This is a genomic window from Pseudomonas sp. MIL9 (assembly GCF_016887925.1).
GTDB lineage: Bacteria > Pseudomonadota > Gammaproteobacteria > Pseudomonadales > Pseudomonadaceae > Aquipseudomonas > Aquipseudomonas mohnii.
This window is the reverse complement of record NZ_JAFEHE010000011.1, coordinates 55,125-76,783: the sequence shown is the minus strand read 5'-3', so window position 1 is coordinate 76,783 and position 21,659 is coordinate 55,125. Positions and strand designations below refer to the sequence as shown.

The following is a 21,659-nucleotide window of genomic DNA, read 5'->3' as shown; positions in this document are numbered from 1 at the left end:
GTCAGTCAGCCTCTTGAAAGCCGGTAAAAGGATTGACGCCGGTGGCCGCAATCGCCGCCCACGCTGTGGCGCCCAAGTGAGGCAGGTGGTAGTAGAAAAAATCATTGGTGACCGAGTCCGGACCGATGGCCAGTCCGGTACTGATGCGCGGTGCCGGCGTTGCGAACAGCCATCCATTGCCAGCCTCTTGCGCCAGCAGCACGCTCCACAGCGGCTGCGCCTTGTCGCTCAAGCCACTCAAGCGCGCCACGGCAGCGGCTTGCGCGGTGCCTTCGGTCCACAGGCCATCGGGGTCGCGATTGAATCCATACCCCTCGCCAGCACGGTGAGCGTGATCGATGAAAGCGAAGACGCGCCGCCAGTCCCTGGGGGGATCTTGCAGCGCTATCAAAGGCCAAATCTGCGCATCGAGCCCTGAACGCACGCGGTCCGACGTCCGGCCATCGGCACCGGTGCCGATCAGGAAGCGCCCTTCCCCGGCGTCCCACTGGCTCGAGACAAACTGTCGGGCAATCTGCGCCTGCGCTGCCGAATCGCTGTTCGGTGCCACCGCGTCGAGTGCCGACCACGCCGCGGCGAGGTCAACGTTGTGTTCGGTGGATTTCCAGTTCTGCTGGATCTGTTTGGAAAAGTACCCGTAGTAGCCGCCACCGAAACCGGCGGGCGATTGTCCGTCGTAGGTGTTTTTCTGCGACCAGTGCAGGACTTTTCGCGCGGCCTCCAGGTAAGACGCTTCGCCGCTCTGCCGGTAGGCCTCCAGCAGCGCCAGGGCTGCCCACGCCTGATTGCCGGTGGCGCTGCTGACTTGGTACGCATCCTGATTCCAGGCATTGCGCTCGACGCTCCAGTAACCCGGCAATTTCATCGACGGGGAACCCACTGCACCGGCGGCGTAGGCATTGCGCAGGCGTCCGTCCTGATACTCCGGATCGTGCCGTGTCGCGAAGGCCAGCGCATCGGCAATCCGCCGCGCCGACTCCGCCTTGCCGCACGCAAACAAGGCAATGCTGGCCAGCGCGTTATCGTAAGTGAACGCCACGCCGCGCAACGCCAGGATCGGCGCAGGATGCCCATCCAGCGGCGGGTAACTGGCCACCAGCACCGGCCCCGCCGGCAGGGATGTCACGGCTTGATCGAGCGCCGCACAAGTCATTGCCGCCAGTTGCGGCCTCGGCTGAACCGCCATGGCAGACACCCCGCTGACGAGCAGCACCAAGCCCAATCCCCCGCGCAGAACCATGTTCATGGCCGCGACACCTCGGCACTGGCCCACAACCCCGGGTTGCAGGTCATGGCTCGCTGGGCGTCCGTCAGGTCTGAGGCAAATGTGCCGACGACGTACACCGAATTCTGTTCGGCATAGGGGAACGGCACGCTGTAGGTGTTGGCGCGAATGTCCGACGTGCTGGACAGTAACTGCACCACGCTGGCCTTGAGGGGTTCATTCAACCCACGGATTTTCACCGTGAGCACGCTGTCGCGGTCGATCTTGCTGGCCATGCGCTCGGGGAACACCGCAATCACGTAGCTTTGTCCGCAATCGGTGGCGCGCAACAAGGTCGAGCCGGCCTGCACCAGCGTGCCTTGAGGTGCCAGCAACTCCTGGACCGTACCGGGCGAGTAGGCAACGACGTCGTAGCCGGCCATCAACTTGACCCGGTTCTGCTCGGTTTCGATCAACTGATTGAGGTTGTCGAGCTCCTGTTGATACGCCCGGCGGTTGCGTGCCTGGTTCTCCAGACTGAGCTTGAGCGTGGTCATCTGTGCGCTGAGATCGAACATGCGCAGTTGATCGGGATCGAGGTAAACCTGCTTGCTAGCCGCACTGACGTCGCCATCGGTGATCCGCAATTGCGAGCGCACTGATTCCGCCGCACCTTGCAACGAAGCCAACTGGGCTTTCGACTGCGCAACCACCGCACCGCTCACGGCTCCCTGGACGAACAACTCGAGATTGCGCTCGACGGTTTCCTGAGCGTCTATCAACCGTGCACTGGCCGCACTGTTCTCGGCTTTCAGGGCTTTTTGAGTGAAGAGCTGGCGAGTGTGAAACGCGGCCTGATACTGCTCGCTGGTTTTCTCCAGTTCCTCGTAGTACCGCTGATCGTGCTCGGCCTGACTGGTTGACGAGGATAACTGTTGCTCCAGGGTCAGGCGCCGGGTTTGCAGGGTCAGCAGGGTTTCCTGGTTGGCGCGCGGGTTTTCCACCACCGCGATTTTCTGGCCCTGGCTGAAAGTCATGCCGGGCTTGACCTCCAACGAACTCACCATGCCGTCAATCGGGGTGGTCAACAGAATCACCGGCGCATTCAAAATCGCCCGTGTCGCCGAGGCGGACACCAGCGGCATCAGCAAGGTCGACAACAGTAACCAGACGATAAACCCAAGGACACCCAACCCCACCAGGCGTGGCAACAGTGACAATAGCTTTGAGCGTTCTTCTGCCATGTCTGACTCTCCCGATAGACCAACCGCATATCAGCCAGGCAATAACGAACCGTGACTGCGAAACACTTTTGGCAGGGTGAGCAAAACGAAACCGATCGGTCGGTCAGCAACTAAGCCGACGCAGATTTACTTGATTTTATGGTGATGTGAGCAGGAATGAGATTCCTGTCTTTTTGGAGAGTTGTTGTACTGCAAGCGTAGCGAGACTCAACAGGCCCGTGGCAGAGCGGGCGTTTACATTGGCGACACTAGATTCAGTCACGAAGGGTGTCAAGCATTTGGGTCGGACAATTAAATGGCGTCAAATATGTAGCATCCTGCCGACTTTATCCACATGATGCTTTTGAGTCGAACTAGCCGCCAACCTACTATTTTTACTGATGGTTTTTATTCTCAATAACAGAATTAACTTTTTACAGACTTCCATATTATTCTTAAGTTTCGAGCAGCAAGATCAAAACGATATAAGCCGTGTGCAATCAGACTAGAGATGGCTAACTCATGATCAACCTGCCATTGGGCGAGTTTGTGGTGATACTGACTGAACTCTATTGCCTCATCATCCACGATCGCAACTCCCTCTAACGGCTGGTCATGAAAAATGGATGAAGCGTTTTCTTTTTTGACATTCCACTCCTCACAATGGGCACTCCTTTAATCGATCTGAATCGGTCCCACTATTGGGACTGCTATTGAGAGCCCCATCTGCTCCTATATATAGTCTGGTCGTAGGCCACACAGGACTTATTATTACACAATGACTTTTTTGTGAGACAGTCCAGTCAAACTGCATGAAGAAATTATCGTCTGGAAAAAGATGACCAGGCCCTCCTGTAGATTGCCCGGGGGATATTTCCCCTCTAAATATATCGTGCTGAGTATTTAGAACGAACTCCAGCTTCCCGGCTGCTTCATCTGAATAATAGACTTTCACTCTCGGCACGGAGACATACCAGGCAAAATATATTAAAAGCAATATTACTAGCAGTCTACGCGTAAGCAAAAGCAGCACCTTTTATTTGCACATGTGGATACTTATACCCTTCCCCCAATCAGCAGGATCTCCGGCAAGCACTTCATCCATTATTATCTTGGCGTTGACTCCTCGGTTCGAATAGGCTCTGAAGAGGCTCACACCAATAGTTATAGATTTCCTATCCGGTATGTCATCCCAGGCTCTTAACCCCTTTATATCTTCTGAACGTTGAGGGCCGGGCCTATTTTCCCAATCTTGAAGCTTACGGACCGCGTCGGAAATGATTTGCTCAGCACCTGCACCATCCAGTAACACCGCCTCCGAAAAGCCTGCTGCCATTCCTACGTAGCCATAATGAATATTCGACCAAATGTCGTAAAAGTAATCGTACTTTCCCTGTTTGTGGCGTACATCACCTCCAAAGTTGGCCTTTATCTTCGGCTTGTGATCCCAAGGCCGATTTTGCCCGACTCGCTCTGTCCACAGCGCAAATGCCTCGGCTTTTTTGACAAGGGCGATGCTGTGGAAGTTGGGCTGACGGCCGAGCCGGAGATAAAATGGAATTTCCAAATATTTACTCGTTTCAGTCCCAGGATCATAGCTGTTCAACTCCTTCATTTTCAGCACCGAAGGGTGGGTGATGTTGCGGTTCATCTCCTCGGCGATATAGCTGGCAAGCTCTTCCATTTGGTCTGAATGTTTACAGGCTTCGGTTACACCAAGGTCGCCGAGTGGGGCAGGCATTTTTTCTGCGCGCGGCAGATCGATTGCCTGGGGTTTTGTTGTGAACCCGCTGTCAGTCTGGGTCGGTTGCGAGCCAGCGACCCTCGCGGCCTGCGGCGCAGGGCTTGGAGCTTTCCGATAGCTGGCCGTGGTCACCGAGGGGATCAGTTCAGCTTTACAGGGACAGTTGCTGTAGCTATCGAGTGTGCCCGCCATGGCTCTGCCATGACTGATCATGTTGGAGATGCCACCGATGATCTGATAGGTCTTGCCGTCCTTGCCACAGGTGACTCGATCACCATCGCGAGCATGGGCAATGCCATACATCATGATTCGAGTATCGCCATCCAGAACCTTGCCGCCACAGCTGGTCTTGTCGTCCAGGCCAATGAAATATCCCTTGCTCATCAGATTTCTTCCTCTTTGATAGAGGGCAGAAAATCCTCGGCCATCGGCAACCCTTCGCGCAGTACAAATACACATGAGCTTTGCGGCGTATTGATGATCTCGTCGCCATTGCTGATCAGGCTGCCGACCAGCGCAACATCACTGCTGGCACGCCCGGCGCCCGTGACGATCTGTGCCACACAGCCATCGGCATACAGAACGTCATCGCCTTTGTACGCGATGCGCACTGACCGACCATTTTCCAGCGCGATCTCATACGGCACCGTCCCTCGCTGGATCACCCCGCCCATTCGGGTTTGGCTCCCCTCCGTTGCACATCGGTAGATGGCAGTAGCGGGATGAGCGTCAATGAATGCTCGTTGCTCACGAACAACAGTCCGCGCCTGCTCACTGAATTGCGCGATTTGCTGCTCAGTAAAGTTAGAGACATCGAGGCTGCGGAGATATTCAGGGGAAACATCATTGGTATACAACGGTTGAAAGGGTGCATTCATCTCGGAAACCTTATCGTTGGAATGGTGTTCAGAAATAATGCGGCGGACTCTAACGGCGTTGCGACCCTCACGGCTGGGTCAAAAGAGCGAACAAGAAGTTTCATCAAAAGAAACAACCCTTTTCCTACAAGGGTATTTCTAAGTTGGTTTATTCGGGAAGAAAGCCCAAAGAGCCCACAAACAAAAACGCCCCGACAATGTCGAGGCGTTTTCATGTGCCGCTAAGGCTTAGCGCGGGAACGCAGGCGGGTTTACACCGGCCATGTCTTCCATCACGCGAACCACCTGGCAGCTGTAGCCGAACTCGTTGTCGTACCAAACGTACAGTACAACGCGGTTGTCCTGGGTGATGGTCGCTTCAGCGTCCACAACGCCTGCGTGGCGCGAGCCAACGAAGTCGGTGGAAACCACTTCCTGCGAGCTGACGTAGTCGATTTGCTTGTGCAGATCGGAGTGCATGGCCATCTGGCGCAGGTACTCGTTGATCTCGTCACGGGTGGTGGCTTTCTCAAGGTTCAGGTTGAGAATGGCCATCGACACGTTTGGCGTCGGAACGCGGATCGCGTTACCGGTCAGCTTGCCGGCCAGCTCAGGCAGGGCCTTGGCAGCGGCAGTGGCAGCACCGGTCTCGGTGATGACCATGTTCAGCGCGGCGCTACGGCCACGGCGATCGCCCTTGTGGAAGTTGTCGATCAGGTTCTGGTCGTTGGTGTACGAGTGAACCGTTTCAACGTGACCGTTGACGATGCCGAACTTGTCATTCACGGCCTTCAGCACCGGCACAATGGCGTTGGTGGTGCAGGAAGCGGCCGAAATGATCTTGTCGTCAGCGGTGATCTCGGCATGGTTGATGCCGTGAACGATGTTCTTCAGCTTGCCTTTGCCAGGCGCGGTCAGAACAACGCGGCCGATACCCGGGCAGGCCAGGTGCTGGCCCAGGCCATCGGCGTCACGCCATACGCCAGTGTTATCCACCAGCAGCGCGTCTTTGATGCCGTACTGGGTGTAATCCACTTCAGTCGGGTTTTTCGCGTAGATAACCTGGATCAGGTTGCCGTTGGCGGTGATGGTGTTGTTGGCTTCATCAATGGTGATGGTGCCATCGAACGGACCATGAACCGAATCACGACGCAGCAGGCTCGCACGCTTGACCAGATCGTTCTCGGCGCCCTTGCGGACAACGATGGCGCGCAGACGCAGGCCGTCGCCACCACCGGTTTTCTCGATCAGGATGCGCGCCAGCAGACGGCCGATACGACCGAAGCCGTACAGGACCACGTCGGTGCCTTTGCGAGCGGAAGCGTTCTGCTGGCCAACCACGTCAGCCAGTTCTTCACGGACGAACTGCTCGACAGTGCGACCATTGCCCTGGGTCTTGAATTTAACCGCGAGCTTGCCCAGGTCTACCGAAGCGGCGCCGAGCTTGAGCTCGCTCATCGCCTTGAGCAGCGGGAATGTTTCGTGGACGGACAGCTCGCTGTCGTCGGACTGACGATGACGAGCAAAGCGGTGAGCTTTGAGAATCGCAATGACTGAACGATTGATCAGGCTGCGGCCATAGATCGAGCTCACCACGTTGTTATTGCGGTAGAGCTGACCGATAAGCGGAATCATCGCTTCTGCGAGTGCTTCACGGTCGATCCATTCACCAAGACACTGGTCGGGCTTCTGAGTCACGGGAACCTTCCACATGTAGGGGCAGAAAAAAGGGGCTACATTATGCCGCCGAGTGACTCGCGTAGCAATGCGCGCCTGTCGTGCGATCCGTAACAATTCTCCGTTCAAAAAAATCACGCCTCGCGCAAACCCAATAAAACCGGGGCTTGCAGCACACTCACTTTTTCAGTGGGCTACGTCGTGTTGTGCGTAACCCTCCGTAACACTCGTTCGTTTTACCACTACATATTCAATAATTTTTGATAAAAAACAGGCATTTTTTGTCTTTACCACTACATTTCGCCAAACCGGCGTAATAGACACAGTCTGCAACTGACAGGCGGCACCCGAGGCCGCTACAATTACCGACTTTGTCGCAACGCTTGGAGCTCAACCTTCCGTGCCCGTTCTGCGTCTACCGCATCTCCCTGCCGCGGCAGGTAAACAGCATTGGGGCAACCTGCCCGGTGCCGCCCTGAGCCTGGCCATCGCCGAGGCCGCCAGCGCGGCCAAGCGCTTTACCCTGCTACTGACCGCCGACAGCCAAAGCGCCGAACGGCTGGAACAGGAGCTGAGTTTCTTCGCCCCGGATTTGCCTGTGCTGCATTTCCCCGACTGGGAAACCCTGCCCTACGATCTGTTCTCGCCGCACCAGGACATCATTTCCCAGCGCATCGCCAGCCTGTATCGACTGCCCGAACTGGCGCACGGTGTGCTGGTGGTGCCGATCACCACCGCCCTGCACCGCCTGGCACCGACCAGATTTCTGCTCGGCAGCAGCCTAGTGCTGGAGGTCGGCCAGAAGCTCGACGTCGAGCAAATGCGCACTCGCCTTGAAGCCACCGGCTACCGCTACGTCGATACCGTGTACGAGCATGGCGAATTCACGGTGCGCGGCTCGCTGATCGACCTGTTCCCGATGGGCAGCAAGCTGCCTTACCGGATCGACTTGTTCGACGACGAAATCGAAACCCTGCGCACCTTCGATCCGGAGAACCAGCGTTCCATCGACAAGGTCGATTCGGTCAAGCTGTTGCCGGCCAAGGAATTCCCGCTGCAGAAAGAAGCCGTGACCCGTTTCAAGGCACGCTTCCGCGAGCGCTTCGACGTCGACTTCCGCCGCTGCCCGATCTTTCAGGACTTGAGCAGCGGGATTACCCCGGCCGGCATCGAGTACTACCTGCCGTTGTTCTTCGAGGAAACCTCAACGCTGTTCGATTACCTGCCCCAGGACACTCAAGTGTTCTCATTGCCAGGCATCGAACAGGCGGCGGAAAACTTCTGGAATGACGTGCGCAATCGCTATGAAGAGCGACGCGTCGACCCATCCCGTCCTTTATTACCACCCGCCGAGTTGTTCCTGCCGGTGGAAGACTGCTTTGCGCGCCTGAAAAACTGGCCACGGGTGGTCGCCAGTCAACAGGACGTGGAAACCGGCATCGGTCGCGAACGCTTCCCTGCCCGGGAACTGCCGAACCTGGCCATCGAAGCCAAAGCCACCCAACCGCTGGCGGCGCTGGCGGGTTTTCTCGACAAGTTTCCCGGACGCGTACTGTTTACCGCCGAATCCGCAGGTCGCCGCGAAGTGCTGCTGGAACTGCTGGAACGCTTGAAACTGCGACCGAAAACCGTCGACAGCTGGCCGGACTTCGTCGCCGGCAAGGAACGCCTGGCGATCACTATCGCGCCGCTCGATGAAGGCTTGCTGCTGGACGATCCAGCCCTGGCCCTGGTTGCCGAAAGCCCGCTGTTCGGTCAGCGCGTGATGCAGCGCCGTCGCCGCGAAAAACGCGCCGACGCCAACAACGATGCAGTGATCAAGAACCTCACCGAACTGCGCGAAGGCGCACCGGTGGTGCATATCGATCACGGGGTCGGTCGCTACCTCGGCCTCGCCACCCTGGAAATCGACAGCCAGACCGCCGAATTCCTCGCCCTGGAATATGCCGAGGGCGCCAAGCTCTACGTGCCGGTAGCCAACCTGCATCTGATCGCCCGCTACACCGGCAGCGACGATGCCTTGGCCCCGCTGCACCGCCTTGGCTCCGAGACCTGGCAGAAAGCCAAGCGCAAAGCCGCTGAACAAGTACGCGACGTAGCGGCCGAATTGCTCGACATCTATGCACGCCGCGCCGCCCGCGAAGGCTATGCGTTCGCCGACCCGAAAGCCGATTACGCCACCTTCAGCGCCGGTTTCCCGTTCGAAGAAACGCCCGATCAGCAAACCACCATCGAAGCGGTGCGCGAAGACATGCTCGCGCCAAAACCGATGGACCGCCTGGTGTGTGGCGACGTCGGTTTCGGCAAGACCGAAGTGGCCATGCGCGCCGCGTTCATCGCCGTGCACGGCGGCAAGCAAGTGGCGATTCTGGTGCCGACCACCCTGCTCGCCCAACAGCACTACAACAGCTTCCGCGACCGTTTCGCCGATTGGCCGGTGACCGTGGAAGTGATGAGCCGCTTCAAGTCGACCAAGGAAGTGAATGCGGCGGTGGCGGACCTGGCCGAAGGCAAGATCGACATCGTCATCGGCACGCACAAGTTGTTGCAGGACGACGTCAAAATCAAAAACCTCGGGTTGGTGATCATCGACGAAGAACACCGTTTCGGTGTGCGCCAGAAAGAACAGCTCAAGGCACTGCGCAGCGAAGTCGACATTCTCACCCTGACCGCCACACCGATTCCGCGCACGCTGAACATGGCGGTGTCGGGTATGCGCGACCTGTCGATCATCGCCACGCCGCCGGCGCGTCGCCTGTCGGTGCGGACCTTCGTCATGGAGCAGAACAGGAGCACGGTCAAGGAAGCCCTGCTCCGCGAGCTGCTGCGTGGCGGCCAGGTCTACTACCTGCACAACGACGTGAAGACCATCGAGAAATGCGCCGCCGATCTCGCCGAACTGGTGCCGGAGGCACGGATCGGCATCGGTCACGGGCAGATGCGCGAACGCGAGCTCGAACAGGTCATGAGCGACTTCTACCACAAGCGCTTCAACGTGCTGATCGCCTCGACCATCATCGAGACCGGCATCGACGTGCCCAGCGCCAACACCATCATCATCGAGCGCGCCGACAAGTTTGGCCTGGCACAGTTGCACCAGTTGCGCGGCCGGGTCGGACGCAGTCACCACCAGGCATATGCCTACCTGCTGACACCGCCGCGCCAGCAAATCACTCCGGACGCGGAAAAGCGCCTGGAAGCGATCGCCAACACCCAGGACCTCGGCGCGGGCTTCGTACTCGCCACCAATGACCTGGAAATCCGTGGCGCCGGCGAATTGCTCGGCGATGGCCAGAGCGGACAGATCCAGGCAGTCGGTTTCACGCTGTACATGGAAATGCTCGAGCGCGCGGTGAAGTCGATCCGCAAGGGCGAACAGCCGAACCTCGATCAACCGCTGGGCGGTGGCCCGGAGGTCAACTTGCGGGTGCCGGCACTGATTCCCGAGGATTATCTGCCGGACGTCCACGCACGACTGATTCTCTACAAGCGCATCGCCTCGGCCACCGACGAAGAAGGCCTCAAGGACCTGCAAGTGGAAATGATCGACCGTTTCGGCCTGTTGCCGGAGCCGACCAAAAACCTGATGCGCATCACCGCCCTGAAATTGCAGGCCGAGTTGCTGGGCATCAAGAAAGTCGACGGCGGTCCGCAAGGTGGCCGCATCGAGTTCGCGGCGCAAACCCCGGTCGACCCGCTGACCCTGATCAAACTGATCCAGAGCCAGCCCAAACGCTACAAATTCGAAGGGGCCACGGTGTTTAAATTCATGGTCCCGATGGAACGCGCAGAAGAGCGCTTTAATACTGTAGAGGCGCTGTTTGAGCGCCTCATCCCGAAAACTGCTTGAAGGACGCCGCATGCGCCTGTTTCGCTTACTGACCTTGATGATTTCCCTGGTCACCCCCACGGCGTTTGCCGCCGATCTGTATCAAGTCGAAATGATTCTGGTCCGTCAAAACGCTGTGCCGGCCATCGTCAGTCGCGCCGCGCCGGAAGACTGGGCCGCCGGCGCACAGTCCATCAGCCCCGACAGCCTGCGCACGCCGAGCCTCAATGGCGAAGTGACAAAACTCAGCGCCAGCACTGACTACACGGTGTTGCTGCACAAGGCCTGGCAACAAACCCTTGGCGAGCAAGCCACCAAAGTCGCGATCAGCGAGGGCAAGGATCAATTCGGCCAATTCCCGATCGAGGGCACACTGAGCCTGACACTGGGCCGTTTCACCGACGTCGACGCAGACTTCTGGATCAACCAGATCAACGCCGATGGCCTGGTCACCGCCAGTGAACGCCTGAAAACCCAGAGCCATACCAAAAATGGACAGCTGAACTTTCTCGACGCCGGCCACCTTGGCCTGCTGATCAAGATCACCTCGCTGACCACCCCAGCACCTCGGCCAGCCCCCGATGAAATTCCGGACTGATTGAGTCCTTATGTCCGCGACCCTGAGCAAACCCCTGGCACCCTCCTGGGTCAGCCGCTTCAAGGAACAGAGCCTCGAACGCGGCCGCCGCTACGCCCTGGAGAACCGCGTCAGGATAGTCGAGGCCGGCGACGCGACCATCATCGCTGCGTGCGAAGGCTCTGGCGGTAACGTTTATCGTCAGACCATTCGCCTGCGTGAGTCAGCCAAAGGCACCTTGCTGATGGTCGATGCCACCTGCTCTTGTCCGGTCCACAACAATTGCAAACATTGCGCGGCGGTCTTGCTTCAGGTGCAGGAAACCCTCGATTACCCCGCCGCCGCCAAAGACGCCGAGCTTCTGGAGAAGCTACAAGGCGTACTGGAAAACCGCAGCCCGAAAGCACCGCCCCAAGTACTGGTGGATAACGTGCAACCCGTGCCGCGCCTGTGGCTGGCGAGTATCGAGTTCAGTGCCTTCGAGCCACGCAATGGCAAGATGCAGCGCTATATCCAGCATCGCGCGGCGCTGTCCTTCAGCTATCTGGACGAGTACGTCTCCGGGCAGAAAAATACCGACATCCTGATTCGCCAGGAAACACAGACCCTACGGATAAAACGCCATCCGGACGTGGAACAGTCCTACCGGGAACAGCTGCGGATCCTCGGCTTCAAAGTCGCTACCCGCCAGAGCAAAGCCCTGCCGGAAAGTGCCGGCGAATTGTTCGAGATGGTCAATGACAGCGCCTGGCTGACCTTCACCCTCAATGAGCTGCCGAAGCTGCGCACCCAGGGCTGGGAACTGCAGATCAACGAAGACTTCGGTTTCGACCTGACTGCCGTGGACGATTGGTACGCCACGGTCGAACAGGCGCCGGAACGCGACTGGTTTGACCTGGAACTGGGCATCATCGTCAATGGCGAGCGGCTGAGCCTGTTGCCGATCCTGTTGAACCTGATGCGCTCCCACACCGAAATCCTCAACCCGGAACGCCTCGCCCGACGGCGCGACGATGAGTTGATCCTGGTGAACATTCCCAACCGGCCGAACTCCGAACACGGCCCCTTGCAAGTCGCCCTGCCCTTCGGGCGCTTGAAACCGGTGCTGGCAACCCTCGGCGAGTTCTACCTGCAAGAGCCTGGCGACACCACATTACGCCTGAGCAAGGCCGACGCCACGCGCCTGAATCCACTGGAAGACCTGCCGTTGTTGTGGGAAGGCGGCGAGCAGATTCGTACCTTTGCCCAGCGCCTGCGGGACATCAAGGACTACACCGCCATGGCGCCGGAAGGCCTGAACGCGACACTGCGGCCGTATCAGCTGGAAGGCTTGAGCTGGATGCAGTCGCTGCGGCAACTGGAAGTCGGCGGAATCCTAGCGGACGACATGGGCCTGGGTAAAACCCTGCAAACCCTGGCGCATGTGCTGACCGAAAAAAACGCCGGACGCCTCGACCGGCCGTGCATGGTGGTGATGCCTACCAGCCTGATCCCCAACTGGCTCGACGAAGCGGCGCATTTCACACCGCAACTCAAGGTGCTGGCGCTGTATGGCGCCAGCCGCAAAAAGCATTTCGACAACCTGGCCGATTACGACCTGATCCTGACCACCTACGCCTTGCTGCCCAAGGATGTCGAACGCCTGGCGGCTCAGCCATTACACGTACTGGTGCTGGACGAAGCGCAATACATCAAGAATCCGAACAGCAAGGCCGCCCAGGCAGCGCGCGAACTGAATGCGCGCCAGCGCCTGTGCCTGAGCGGCACACCACTGGAAAACCACCTGGGTGAATTGTGGTCGCTGTTTCACTTCCTGCTGCCGGGCTGGCTGGGCGACGTCAAAAGCTTCAACAGCGATTACCGCGTGCCGATTGAAAAGCGCGCCAGCGAAGTCAGACTTCAACACCTCAACGGTCGGATCAAACCCTTCCTGCTACGTCGCACCAAGGAACAGGTGGCGACCGAGTTACCGCCGAAAACCGAGATCATCCACTGGGTCGAGCTCAACGAAGCCCAACGCGACGTTTATGAAACGATGCGCCTGGCCATGGACAAGAAAGTTCGTGACGAGATCACCCGCAAAGGCGTGGCGCGCAGCCAGATCATCATCCTCGAGGCGCTGCTGAAACTGCGCCAGGTGTGCTGCGATTTACGCCTGGTCAACGACGCCACCCTGCCGGCACGTGGCAGTACGTCGGGCAAACTCGACAGCCTGATGGAAATGCTCGAAGAGCTGTTTGAGGAGGGACGGCGGATTCTGCTGTTCTCGCAATTCACTTCGATGCTGTCGCTGATCGAAGATGAACTGAACAAACGCGGTGTGGCCTACGCCCTATTGACCGGACAGACCCGCGATCGACGCACGCCTGTGAAGGAATTTCAGAGCGGCAAACGTCAGATCTTTCTGATCAGCCTGAAGGCCGGTGGCGTGGGCCTCAACCTGACAGAAGCAGACACGGTGATTCATTACGATCCGTGGTGGAACCCGGCGACAGAAAACCAGGCCACCGACCGCGCCTATCGCATCGGCCAGGAGAAACCGGTGTTCGTCTACAAGCTGATTGCGCGCGGCACGGTGGAAGAGAAGATTCAGCATCTGCAGAAGGAAAAATCCGACCTCGCGGCGGGCGTACTGGATGGGCGTCAGGCCGGGGACTGGAAACTGCAGAGCGATGATATCGAGGCGTTGTTCGCGCCGTTACCGGATAAACTCGAAAAGCGCTGAGATCTGCGGCGCCTGACAGATCGCTATCGCGAGCAGGCTCGCTCCCACAGGCGCTGTGATAACCATGTGGGAGCGGGCTTGCCCGCGATGGAAGCGACTCGGTGCCAAGCCTGACCTCAGCCCTTGAGCACCCGCGCCAACGTCGACTTCACCTTGCCCATCCCGTCATGCAACGCCTGCTCGATCTCCGCCATGGTGATCACCGCCGTCGACTTGCCCGCCGCCGGATTCACCACCAGCGCCAGACAGGCGTAATCCAGTTCCAGCTCACGAGCCAGGGCCGCTTCCGGCATACCCGTCATGCCGACGATGTCACACCCGTCACGCTCCAGACGCGCGATCTCGGCCACGGTTTCCAGTCGCGGACCCTGGGTACAGGCATACACGCCATGACTGCTGTAACCGACGCCTTCTGCCGCCAGCGCCGCGACCAACTGCTGACGTAGCGATTCGCTGTAGGGATAGCTGAAGTCGATATGCGTAACGTGCTCCAGGTCATCGGCAAAGTAGGTGTGCTCGCGACCGCTGGTGTAATCGATCAACTGATGCGGCACGCAAAAATGCCCGGTGCCCATCGCCGCATGAATGCCACCGACGGCATTGACCGCGAGAATGGCCTCGGCTCCGGCCTGCTTCAGCGCCCAAAGGTTGGCACGGTAGTTCACCTGATGCGGCGGAAAACGGTGCGGGTGACCATGACGGGCAAGGAACAGCACTTCCTTGCCTGCGTACTCGCCGATCTGCACCTCGGCAGAGGGCGCGCCGTAAGGGGTGTCCACCGCCAATGACTGACGAATGCTCAGGCCTTCGAGTTGAGTCAGGCCAGTACCACCGATAATCGCGTAAACCGTCATAACGAACCGTCCTTAATCAATCAATTGAGCGTCTTTGAGCGCGCCGACGGCGATCAGCCAACGCGGATCCTGACGGTATTCGATGTTCGCGAACGACTGACCGCGCATCCGCGCAATGCGCGCCGACGGCTTGACCTTCAGGCGTTGCGCGGCGCTCAGAGCCAGCTCGGCGGCTGCACGATCGTTGCACACCAGGCCCATGTCGCACCCGGCGGTCAAGGCCGCTTCAATGCGACTGGCGGCATCACCCACTACGTGGGCGCCGGCCATGGAGAGGTCATCACTGAAGATCACACCCTCGAATTGCAGTTCACCGCGCAGAATGTCCTGCAACCAGCGCCGGGAGAAGCCGGCAGGCTGGGAATCGACTTGCGGATAGATGACGTGTGCCGGCATGACCGCTGCCAGTTGCTTGCTCAGCCTGGCGAACGGCACCAGGTCGTTGGCGCGGATTTCGTCGAGACTGCGCTCGTCGTTTGGAATCGCGACATGGGAATCGGCCTCGGCCCAACCGTGACCGGGAAAATGCTTGCCGGTGGCAGCCATGCCTGCACTGTTCATGCCGCGAATGAATGCCCCAGCCAGCAGCGCCGCACGTTGCGGGTCGCCCTCAAACGAACGGGTGCCGACCACGGCGCTGCGCTGATAGTCGAGGTCAAGCACCGGCGCGAAGCTCAGATCCAGGCCAACGGCCAACACCTCGGTCGCCATGATCCAGCCGCACTGCTCGGCCAGGTATTCAGCATTCGGATTATCGGCAATGGCACGCATCGCCGGCAGTCGCACGAAGCCCTGGCGCAAACGTTGCACGCGCCCGCCTTCCTGATCCACCGCCAGCAACAGATCAGGGCGGATGGCACGGATGGCAGCACTCAACTCGCGGACCTGACGCGGATGCTCGATGTTGCGAGCGAAAATAATCAGGCCACCCACCTCGGGTTGGCGCAGCAATTGGCGATCTTCAGGCGTCAGCCAGGTACCGGCGACGTCCACCATCAACGAGCCTTGCAGGCCAGCAGTCATAGAGATTCCTTGATAACGAAAAACCCGGCTCGCACACATTCGCCGCCGCCATGGGCACTGCCCGGCAGGTCGACGATATCAAGAGGGAGCGGATTCAGAACGAGAGTCGGCATGGGCGGCTAGCTTAGCGGATGTCAGCTGCCGCGCCCACCCGTGCAGGGTTAAACCTTGGCGGCAACCGGTGTCGACTTGCTACGCGGACGCAGCTGCGCACTGGCCATGGCCGTATCGGTGACACCGGATTCGGCACGCATACCGGCCGCCAGGAACGGCACCATCAGTCGCATGACCTGCTCGATGGAGGTGTTCACCCCGAAGTCGGTTTCGGCGATGGCGCGCAAGGCCTTGATGCCGGACATGCTGAACGCAGCGGCACCCAGCATGAAGTGCACGCGCCAGAACAGTTCGATCGGCGGGATACGTGGCGCGGCTTCGTTGACCAGCATCATGTAGCGGCGAAACACCTTGCCGTACATGTCTTCCAGATAACGACGCAAATGCCCCTGGCTCTGACTGAAGGCCAGCCCCAGCAAACGCATGAAGATAGAGAGATCGTTGCCACTGCGTGGCTGCACGACAAGGGCCTGCTCGACGAGGATTTCAAGCAACTCCTCAAGCGTCGCCTTATTCTCTGGCTTGGCCTGGCGCCGCTCCAGCTCTTTATCGAGACTGATGCAGAACGGCCCCAGAAAACGAGAAAAGACCGCCTGGATCAGCGCCTTTTTTGACCCGAAGTGATAATTCACCGCAGCCAGATTGACACCGGCCTTGCTGGTAATCAGACGCAATGAGGTTTCGGCGAAACCTTTTTCCGCGAACAACTGCTCGGCAGCATCAAGAATGCGTTCAACGGTTTCCGACTGGGCCATGACTACTCCGCCTGACAAACACTTGTTTGAAACATACGTTTCAGTCTACGTATTGTCAAGTCTGGCGGTTCGTTTTGGGAATGGTCAGTCAGACATTTAACCATACAACCGGACAGCTTTAATCAGCTGGCTGATCGACCGTCTGGCGGCCTGCCAGAAAAGGGGCATTGCCAAGACCGTTTCACTGTATATAATCCCAGTCACTGTATAAAAAGACAGAGCGATCATTATGCTAAAGCTGACGCCACGCCAAGCAGAGATTCTGGCCTTCATCAAACGCTGCCTAGAAGACAACGGCTACCCGCCAACCCGTGCGGAAATCGCTCAGGAACTGGGTTTCAAATCGCCAAACGCGGCAGAAGAACACCTCAAGGCGCTTGCCCGCAAAGGCGCGATCGAAATGACGCCCGGTGCTTCCCGCGGGATTCGCATTCCCGGTTTCGAGGCCAAGGCCGACGACTCCAGCCTGCCGATCATTGGCCGTGTCGCCGCTGGCGCACCGATCCTCGCTCAGCAACACGTCGAGGAATCCTGCAACATCAATCCTTCGTTCTTCCATCCCCGCGCCGACTATCTGTTGCGAGTTCATGGCATGAGCATGAAGGACGTGGGTATTTTCGACGGCGACCTGCTGGCCGTGCATACCACCCGTGAAGCCCGTAACGGCCAGATCGTGGTCGCACGGATCGGCGACGAAGTGACCGTCAAGCGTTTCAAGCGCGATGGCAGCAAAGTCTGGCTGATCGCCGAAAACCCTGAATTCGCCCCAATCGAAGTGAACCTTAAAGATCAGGAACTGGTGATCGAAGGCTTGAGTGTCGGCGTCATTCGCCGCTAAAGGAGGCTTTATGCAGTTCCCACATACATCACAGCAAGCCCAACTGCCGTTGTTCGAAGCGTTCATGGCGCAGCCATTGGCGCCGATTCTGAAGGAAGTGGTCGAGTCGCCATGGAGCGCCGAACCCGAGGTCTTCAGTGAGTTGTCTCTGCGTGGTGCAGCCGGGAATTGCCTGAACCTTCTGGCGCCAATCCTCAGGGAGTTGAGCCAGGATCAGGATGCGCGCTGGCTGACGCTGATCGCCTCGCCTGCCAGCCTGACCCAGGCTTGGCTGCGGGACGCCGGTCTTAATCGCGAACGTATTCTGCTGCTGCAACCGCGCGGCACCCAGAGCGCTCAACAACTGGCCTGCGAAGCCCTGCGCCTGGGTCGCAGCCATACAGTTGTCAGCTGGCTCAATACGCTGACCGCCAACTCGCGACAACAGTTGATCAGCGCTGCCCGGACCGGGGACGCTCAAAGCCTGAACATTCGACTGGGTTAACTGATAAACATGACGCGCCCTGAATGGCGCGAGGCTTCTCCAGGGACAGAGAAGCCGATCTGCAAGTACATCCTGAAAAACCGACGGGCGGGGTCAATGAAGGACCCGCGGCCCCTCTTCCTTGTCGAGTTCGCCTTCAACCAGCCGCCCGGCCATCTGAACACCGACGCTCAACATCGCCTTGGCGACTTCCACGTGCTGGCCTTGCAGGAACGCTTTTGCGTCCTCGGAGAAATCCAAAGTAACCAGAGAACCCTCGTCCTCAGCCCTGCGAAGCTCGATACGGCCGTCTGGTAACTCGACAATTTCTAGAAAGGACGTTGGCATAAAGGTCTGTTCTCCACGAAAGGCGGGGATTATATAGGCATCGGTCAGGCTTCGCTCGGGATCTTGACCAGATGCCATCGCAAAAGCGTTTCTGTCAGCACTCATTCAAACCGTCACGAAACCGAATTGCCAACCCTTTCAGGTTCTGACGCCAGCTTTCCAGTTCTTCGCGGTCCAACTCGTCCGGCGCCTCTTCCTCGTCCAGGTTCACCGCGAGAATCAGCGGCTGCGTCACATCCCCTTTCGGCTTGTGCGGCGCCCGCGGAGGCTGAAACAGTGCTTGATGGGCCGCCAGCAACTTGGCCAGCCAGGTTTCCGGGTTGTTCGCCAGCTCGATCATCTCGGCCAGCTCAGGAATAGCAATGGTGTCCAGGACTTCGCGAGTCAGCAACGATTCGGCCCGGGACGCATTGGCCTGAGGCAAACGGTAGAAACCGGCGATCTCGTGACATAAACCCAGCAGCGCACCGTACAGGTGAAACAGAGCCGACTCACGACCGGCCTGAATCAGCGCGAGGGAGTTCATCGCCCGCCCCTCTTCGGCCTTGGCGAGCGCCTCCAGAGACAGTCCGGCGAAATAAATCTTTTGATTGGTACGGGTATAGAGCTCATTGGCCATGACAGCAGTCTCCACAACGAAATAATTGCTTCAGGCAGGTCATGCAGGAGCGAGCTCGCGATGGACGCCAACGATGACGCGGGCCTTCAGAATGCCCGCGCTGCTCTCTCGCTCATCCCGAGCGAGCTCGTTCCTGCAATGTCTTGCGATTTTACGCCTTCGCAGCCGGTCGCTTGTCCTCGACCTTCCACTTGCCACCGTCGTAGAACGCTTTCCAGCCAGTCGGCTTGCCGTCGACCTCTGTCTGCACATATTGCTCTTTGGTCTTGCGGCTGTAACGGATCACTGCCGGGAGGCCGTCCGGATCCTTCTTCGGCGCTTCGCAGAGGAAGTGATACTTTGGATCGATCTCATCCTTGTGCGGCAAGATTTCCATGACCAGTGGCGCACGAGTTTCACGGTTTTTCGGGAACTGGCTGGCCGCCAGGAACAGACCGGACGCACCGTCGCGCAGGATGTAGGTGTCGTTGACCTTTTCGCATTTCAGCTCAGGCATCTTCACCGGATCCATCTTCGGCGGCGCCGCATCACCACTCTTGAGCAGTTTGCGAGTGTTCTTGCACGTCGGGTTGGTGCAACCGAAGAACTTGCCGAAACGGCCGGTCTTGAGCTGCATCTCGCTGCCGCACTTGTCGCACTCCAGGCTCGGACCTTCGTAGCCCTTGATGCGATAGGTGCCCTCTTCGATTTCGTAGCCCGCGCAATCCGGGTTGTTACCACAGATGTGCAGCTTGCGCTTCTCGTCGAGCAGATAAGCGTCCATCGCCGTGCTGCAGATCGGGCAACGATGCTTGCCACGCAACACCAGGGACTCCGACTCACCCTCGTCGTCCGCAGCGATTTCATCGCCGGGAACCAGGTTGACGGTGGCCTTGCAGCGCTCTTTCGGTGGCAGGCTGTAGCCCGAGCAACCGAGGAACACGCCGGTCGATGCAGTACGAATCTGCATCGGGCGACCGCAGGTCGTGCACGGAATATCGGTCATCACCGGCTGGTTGGCACGCATGCCGTTTTCCGGGCTTTCGGCCACTTCGAGTTTTTTCTTGAAGTCGCCGTAGAACTCGTCGAGTACGTTTTTCCAGTCGCGTTCGCCCTGGGCCACGTCATCGAGATTCTCTTCCATGCCGGCAGTGAAACCGTAGTCCATCAGGTTGGAGAAGCTTTCGGCCAGACGCTCGGTGACGATGTCACCCATCTTTTCCGAATAGAAACGACGATTGTGCAGCGCCACGTACCCGCGGTCCTGGATGGTCGAAATGATCGCCGCATAGGTCGAAGGACGACCGATGCCGCGTTTTTCCATTTCCTTTACCAGGCTGGCTTCCGAATAACGCGCCGGCGGTTTGGTGAAATGCTGGGTCGGATCAAGCTTGATCAGCTTCATCGCGTCGCCCTGGCCCATGTCCGGCAGTACGTCATCATCGCCCGGCTTGGCGATTTGCGGCATGACGCGGGTGTAACCATCGAACTTGAGGATACGGCCCTTGGCACGCAACTCGAAGTCACCGGCACCGACAGTGACCGTGGTCGACAAGTATTGGGCCGGCAGCATCTGACAAGCGAGGAACTGGCGCCAGATCAGCTCGTAGAGGCGCTCGGCGTCACGTTCCATGCCCGAGAGCTTGCTTGGCTCGGTGTTGGCGTCGGACGGACGAATCGCTTCGTGAGCCTCTTGCGCGCCTTCCTTGCTGCTATAGACGTTCGGCGTTTCCGGCAGGTACTTCTTGCCGAACTCGCCTTCAATATAAGTACGCGCCATCGCCACGGCGTCAGCCGAGAGGTTGGTGGAGTCGGTACGCATATACGTGATGTAGCCGGCTTCATACAAACGCTGGGCCATCATCATGGTTTTCTTCACACCGAAGCCCAGGCGGTTACTCGCGGCCTGCTGCAGGGTGGAGGTGATGAACGGGGCCGACGGCTTGCTGCTGGTCGGCTTGTCTTCGCGCTTGACGATGCTGTAGCTGGAAGCCTTGAGCTTCTCCAGCGCGGCCATGGCCTGGGCTTCGTTGAGCGGCTTGAAGGCTTCGCCCTTCTCGCGAGCGACATCGAAACGCACGGTTGCACCCTTGGCGGTGCCGAGGTCAGCGTGAACTTCCCAATATTCTTCCGGGATGAACGCGCGGATCTCACGCTCACGCTCGACCACCAGTTTCACGGCAACCGACTGCACACGACCGGCGGACAGGCCACGGGCAATCTTGGCCCACAGCAGTGGCGACACCATGTAACCCACGACGCGGTCGAGGAAACGACGCGCCTGCTGGGCATTCACACGATCGATGTCCAGTTCGCCCGGCTGGGAGAAAGCTTCCTGAATCGCCTTCTTGGTAATTTCGTTGAACACCACGCGCTTGTAGCGGCTGTCGTCACCACCGATGGCTTCGCGCAGGTGCCAGGCAATGGCTTCCCCCTCGCGATCCAAGTCGGTTGCGAGATAGATGGTGTCAGCATCCTTGGCGAGCCGGCGCAGCTCTTCGATGACCTTTTCCTTGCCCGGAAGGATCTCGTACTTGGCTTTCCAGCCATGTTCGGGATCGACCCCCATGCGAGCGACCAGCTGCTTGCGTGCCTTTTCTTTCGGCGACAGTGCCGGCGCTTCACCCGCAGCGGCCTTGCCGCGCTTGGCGGCTGGCTCTTTGCTGGCGCTAGCCGAACCGCTGGTGGGCAGGTCTCGGATATGGCCGATACTCGACTTCACCACGTATTGGTTACCCAGATACTTGTTGATGGTCTTGGCCTTAGCCGGGGATTCCACAATGACCAGCGATTTGCCCATGGATCAGAAAATTCCTGAATTCTAGAAGTG

General features: G+C 58.8%; 16 protein-coding genes. 5 read left to right on the top strand and 11 right to left on the bottom strand.

What is annotated here, in order from left to right:
- Window position 1: 1 nt before the first annotated feature.
- From JQF37_RS13875 to JQF37_RS13850, 5 genes are all read right to left on the bottom strand, one after another.
- Window positions 2–1,246 carry a hypothetical protein gene (locus tag JQF37_RS13875; RefSeq protein ID WP_130205924.1) on the bottom strand — a complete coding sequence of 415 codons (1,245 nt, stop codon included), beginning with the start codon at window positions 1,244–1,246 and terminating at the stop codon, window positions 2–4.
- Window positions 1,243–2,448, bottom strand: coding sequence for an HlyD family efflux transporter periplasmic adaptor subunit (locus JQF37_RS13870; protein ID WP_130205922.1), 1,206 nt, complete (start codon window positions 2,446–2,448; stop codon window positions 1,243–1,245). The genes JQF37_RS13875 and JQF37_RS13870 overlap by 4 nt, the downstream gene beginning before the upstream one ends.
- 1,015 nt (window positions 2,449–3,463) lie before the next feature.
- Window positions 3,464–4,555 (bottom strand): polymorphic toxin type 44 domain-containing protein, encoded by a 1,092-nt coding sequence (locus tag JQF37_RS31380; protein ID WP_223272658.1) that lies wholly within the window; start codon window positions 4,553–4,555, stop codon window positions 3,464–3,466.
- Window positions 4,555–5,049 (bottom strand): hypothetical protein, encoded by a 495-nt coding sequence (locus tag JQF37_RS13855; protein WP_130205920.1) that lies wholly within the window; start codon window positions 5,047–5,049, stop codon window positions 4,555–4,557. The genes JQF37_RS31380 and JQF37_RS13855 overlap by 1 nt, the downstream gene beginning before the upstream one ends.
- A gap of 228 nt (window positions 5,050–5,277) precedes the next feature.
- The gene (locus JQF37_RS13850; RefSeq protein ID WP_130205918.1) at window positions 5,278–6,741 is read right to left on the bottom strand and encodes a glyceraldehyde-3-phosphate dehydrogenase; all 1,464 of its coding nucleotides are present in this window, start codon (window positions 6,739–6,741) and stop codon (window positions 5,278–5,280) included.
- A gap of 364 nt (window positions 6,742–7,105) precedes the next feature.
- On the opposite strand from JQF37_RS13850, the gene mfd reads away from it, so the two are divergent.
- The 3 genes from mfd to JQF37_RS13835 are packed head-to-tail and all read left to right on the top strand — an operon-like array spanning window position 7,106 to window position 13,836.
- Entirely contained in the window at window positions 7,106–10,555 is a 3,450-nt protein-coding gene (gene mfd, locus JQF37_RS13845) for a transcription-repair coupling factor (RefSeq protein WP_130205916.1), read from the top strand.
- Window positions 10,556–10,565: 10 nt separating this feature from the next.
- Window positions 10,566–11,132 carry a CsiV family protein gene (locus JQF37_RS13840; RefSeq protein ID WP_130205914.1) on the top strand — a complete coding sequence of 189 codons (567 nt, stop codon included), beginning with the start codon at window positions 10,566–10,568 and terminating at the stop codon, window positions 11,130–11,132.
- Between the two features lie 10 nt (window positions 11,133–11,142).
- A complete protein-coding gene (locus tag JQF37_RS13835; protein WP_130205912.1) occupies window positions 11,143–13,836 on the top strand; it encodes a DEAD/DEAH box helicase in 2,694 nt (897 codons plus the stop codon).
- A gap of 116 nt (window positions 13,837–13,952) precedes the next feature.
- On the opposite strand, the gene JQF37_RS13830 is transcribed toward JQF37_RS13835, so the two are convergent.
- The 3 genes from JQF37_RS13830 to JQF37_RS13820 all read right to left on the bottom strand — a co-directional run bounded on the left by JQF37_RS13830 (window position 13,953) and on the right by JQF37_RS13820 (window position 16,582).
- Window positions 13,953–14,690: an S-methyl-5'-thioinosine phosphorylase gene (locus tag JQF37_RS13830; protein ID WP_130205910.1), complete on the bottom strand. Its 738-nt coding sequence runs from the start codon at window positions 14,688–14,690 to the stop codon at window positions 13,953–13,955.
- 12 nt (window positions 14,691–14,702) lie between these two features.
- Window positions 14,703–15,713, bottom strand: coding sequence for a beta-N-acetylhexosaminidase (gene nagZ, locus JQF37_RS13825; protein WP_130205908.1), 1,011 nt, complete (start codon window positions 15,711–15,713; stop codon window positions 14,703–14,705).
- Window positions 15,714–15,874: 161 nt separating this feature from the next.
- Window positions 15,875–16,582: a TetR/AcrR family transcriptional regulator gene (locus tag JQF37_RS13820; protein ID WP_090463765.1), complete on the bottom strand. Its 708-nt coding sequence runs from the start codon at window positions 16,580–16,582 to the stop codon at window positions 15,875–15,877.
- Window positions 16,583–16,811: 229 nt separating this feature from the next.
- Between JQF37_RS13820 and lexA the strand changes: the two genes are divergently transcribed.
- Window positions 16,812–17,420 (top strand): transcriptional repressor LexA, encoded by a 609-nt coding sequence (gene lexA, locus JQF37_RS13815; RefSeq protein WP_047531364.1) that lies wholly within the window; start codon window positions 16,812–16,814, stop codon window positions 17,418–17,420.
- A gap of 10 nt (window positions 17,421–17,430) precedes the next feature.
- Window positions 17,431–17,904 carry an SOS-induced cell division inhibitor SulA gene (gene sulA / locus JQF37_RS13810; protein ID WP_204149683.1) on the top strand — a complete coding sequence of 158 codons (474 nt, stop codon included), beginning with the start codon at window positions 17,431–17,433 and terminating at the stop codon, window positions 17,902–17,904.
- Window positions 17,905–17,997: 93 nt separating this feature from the next.
- Here sulA and JQF37_RS13805 read toward each other — a convergent pair whose 3' ends face one another.
- The 3 genes from JQF37_RS13805 to topA form a co-directional block, all read right to left on the bottom strand.
- On the bottom strand, window positions 17,998–18,231 hold the full coding sequence (locus JQF37_RS13805) for a hypothetical protein (RefSeq protein ID WP_047538925.1): 234 nt from the start codon (window positions 18,229–18,231) through the stop codon (window positions 17,998–18,000).
- A 94-nt stretch (window positions 18,232–18,325) separates the two neighbouring features.
- Window positions 18,326–18,850, bottom strand: a complete 525-nt coding sequence (locus tag JQF37_RS13800) for a DUF6586 family protein (protein WP_130205906.1) — start codon at window positions 18,848–18,850, stop codon at window positions 18,326–18,328.
- Between the two features lie 151 nt (window positions 18,851–19,001).
- Window positions 19,002–21,629, bottom strand: a complete 2,628-nt coding sequence (topA, locus tag JQF37_RS13795) for a type I DNA topoisomerase (RefSeq protein WP_130205904.1) — start codon at window positions 21,627–21,629, stop codon at window positions 19,002–19,004.
- Window positions 21,630–21,659 lie beyond the last annotated feature (30 nt).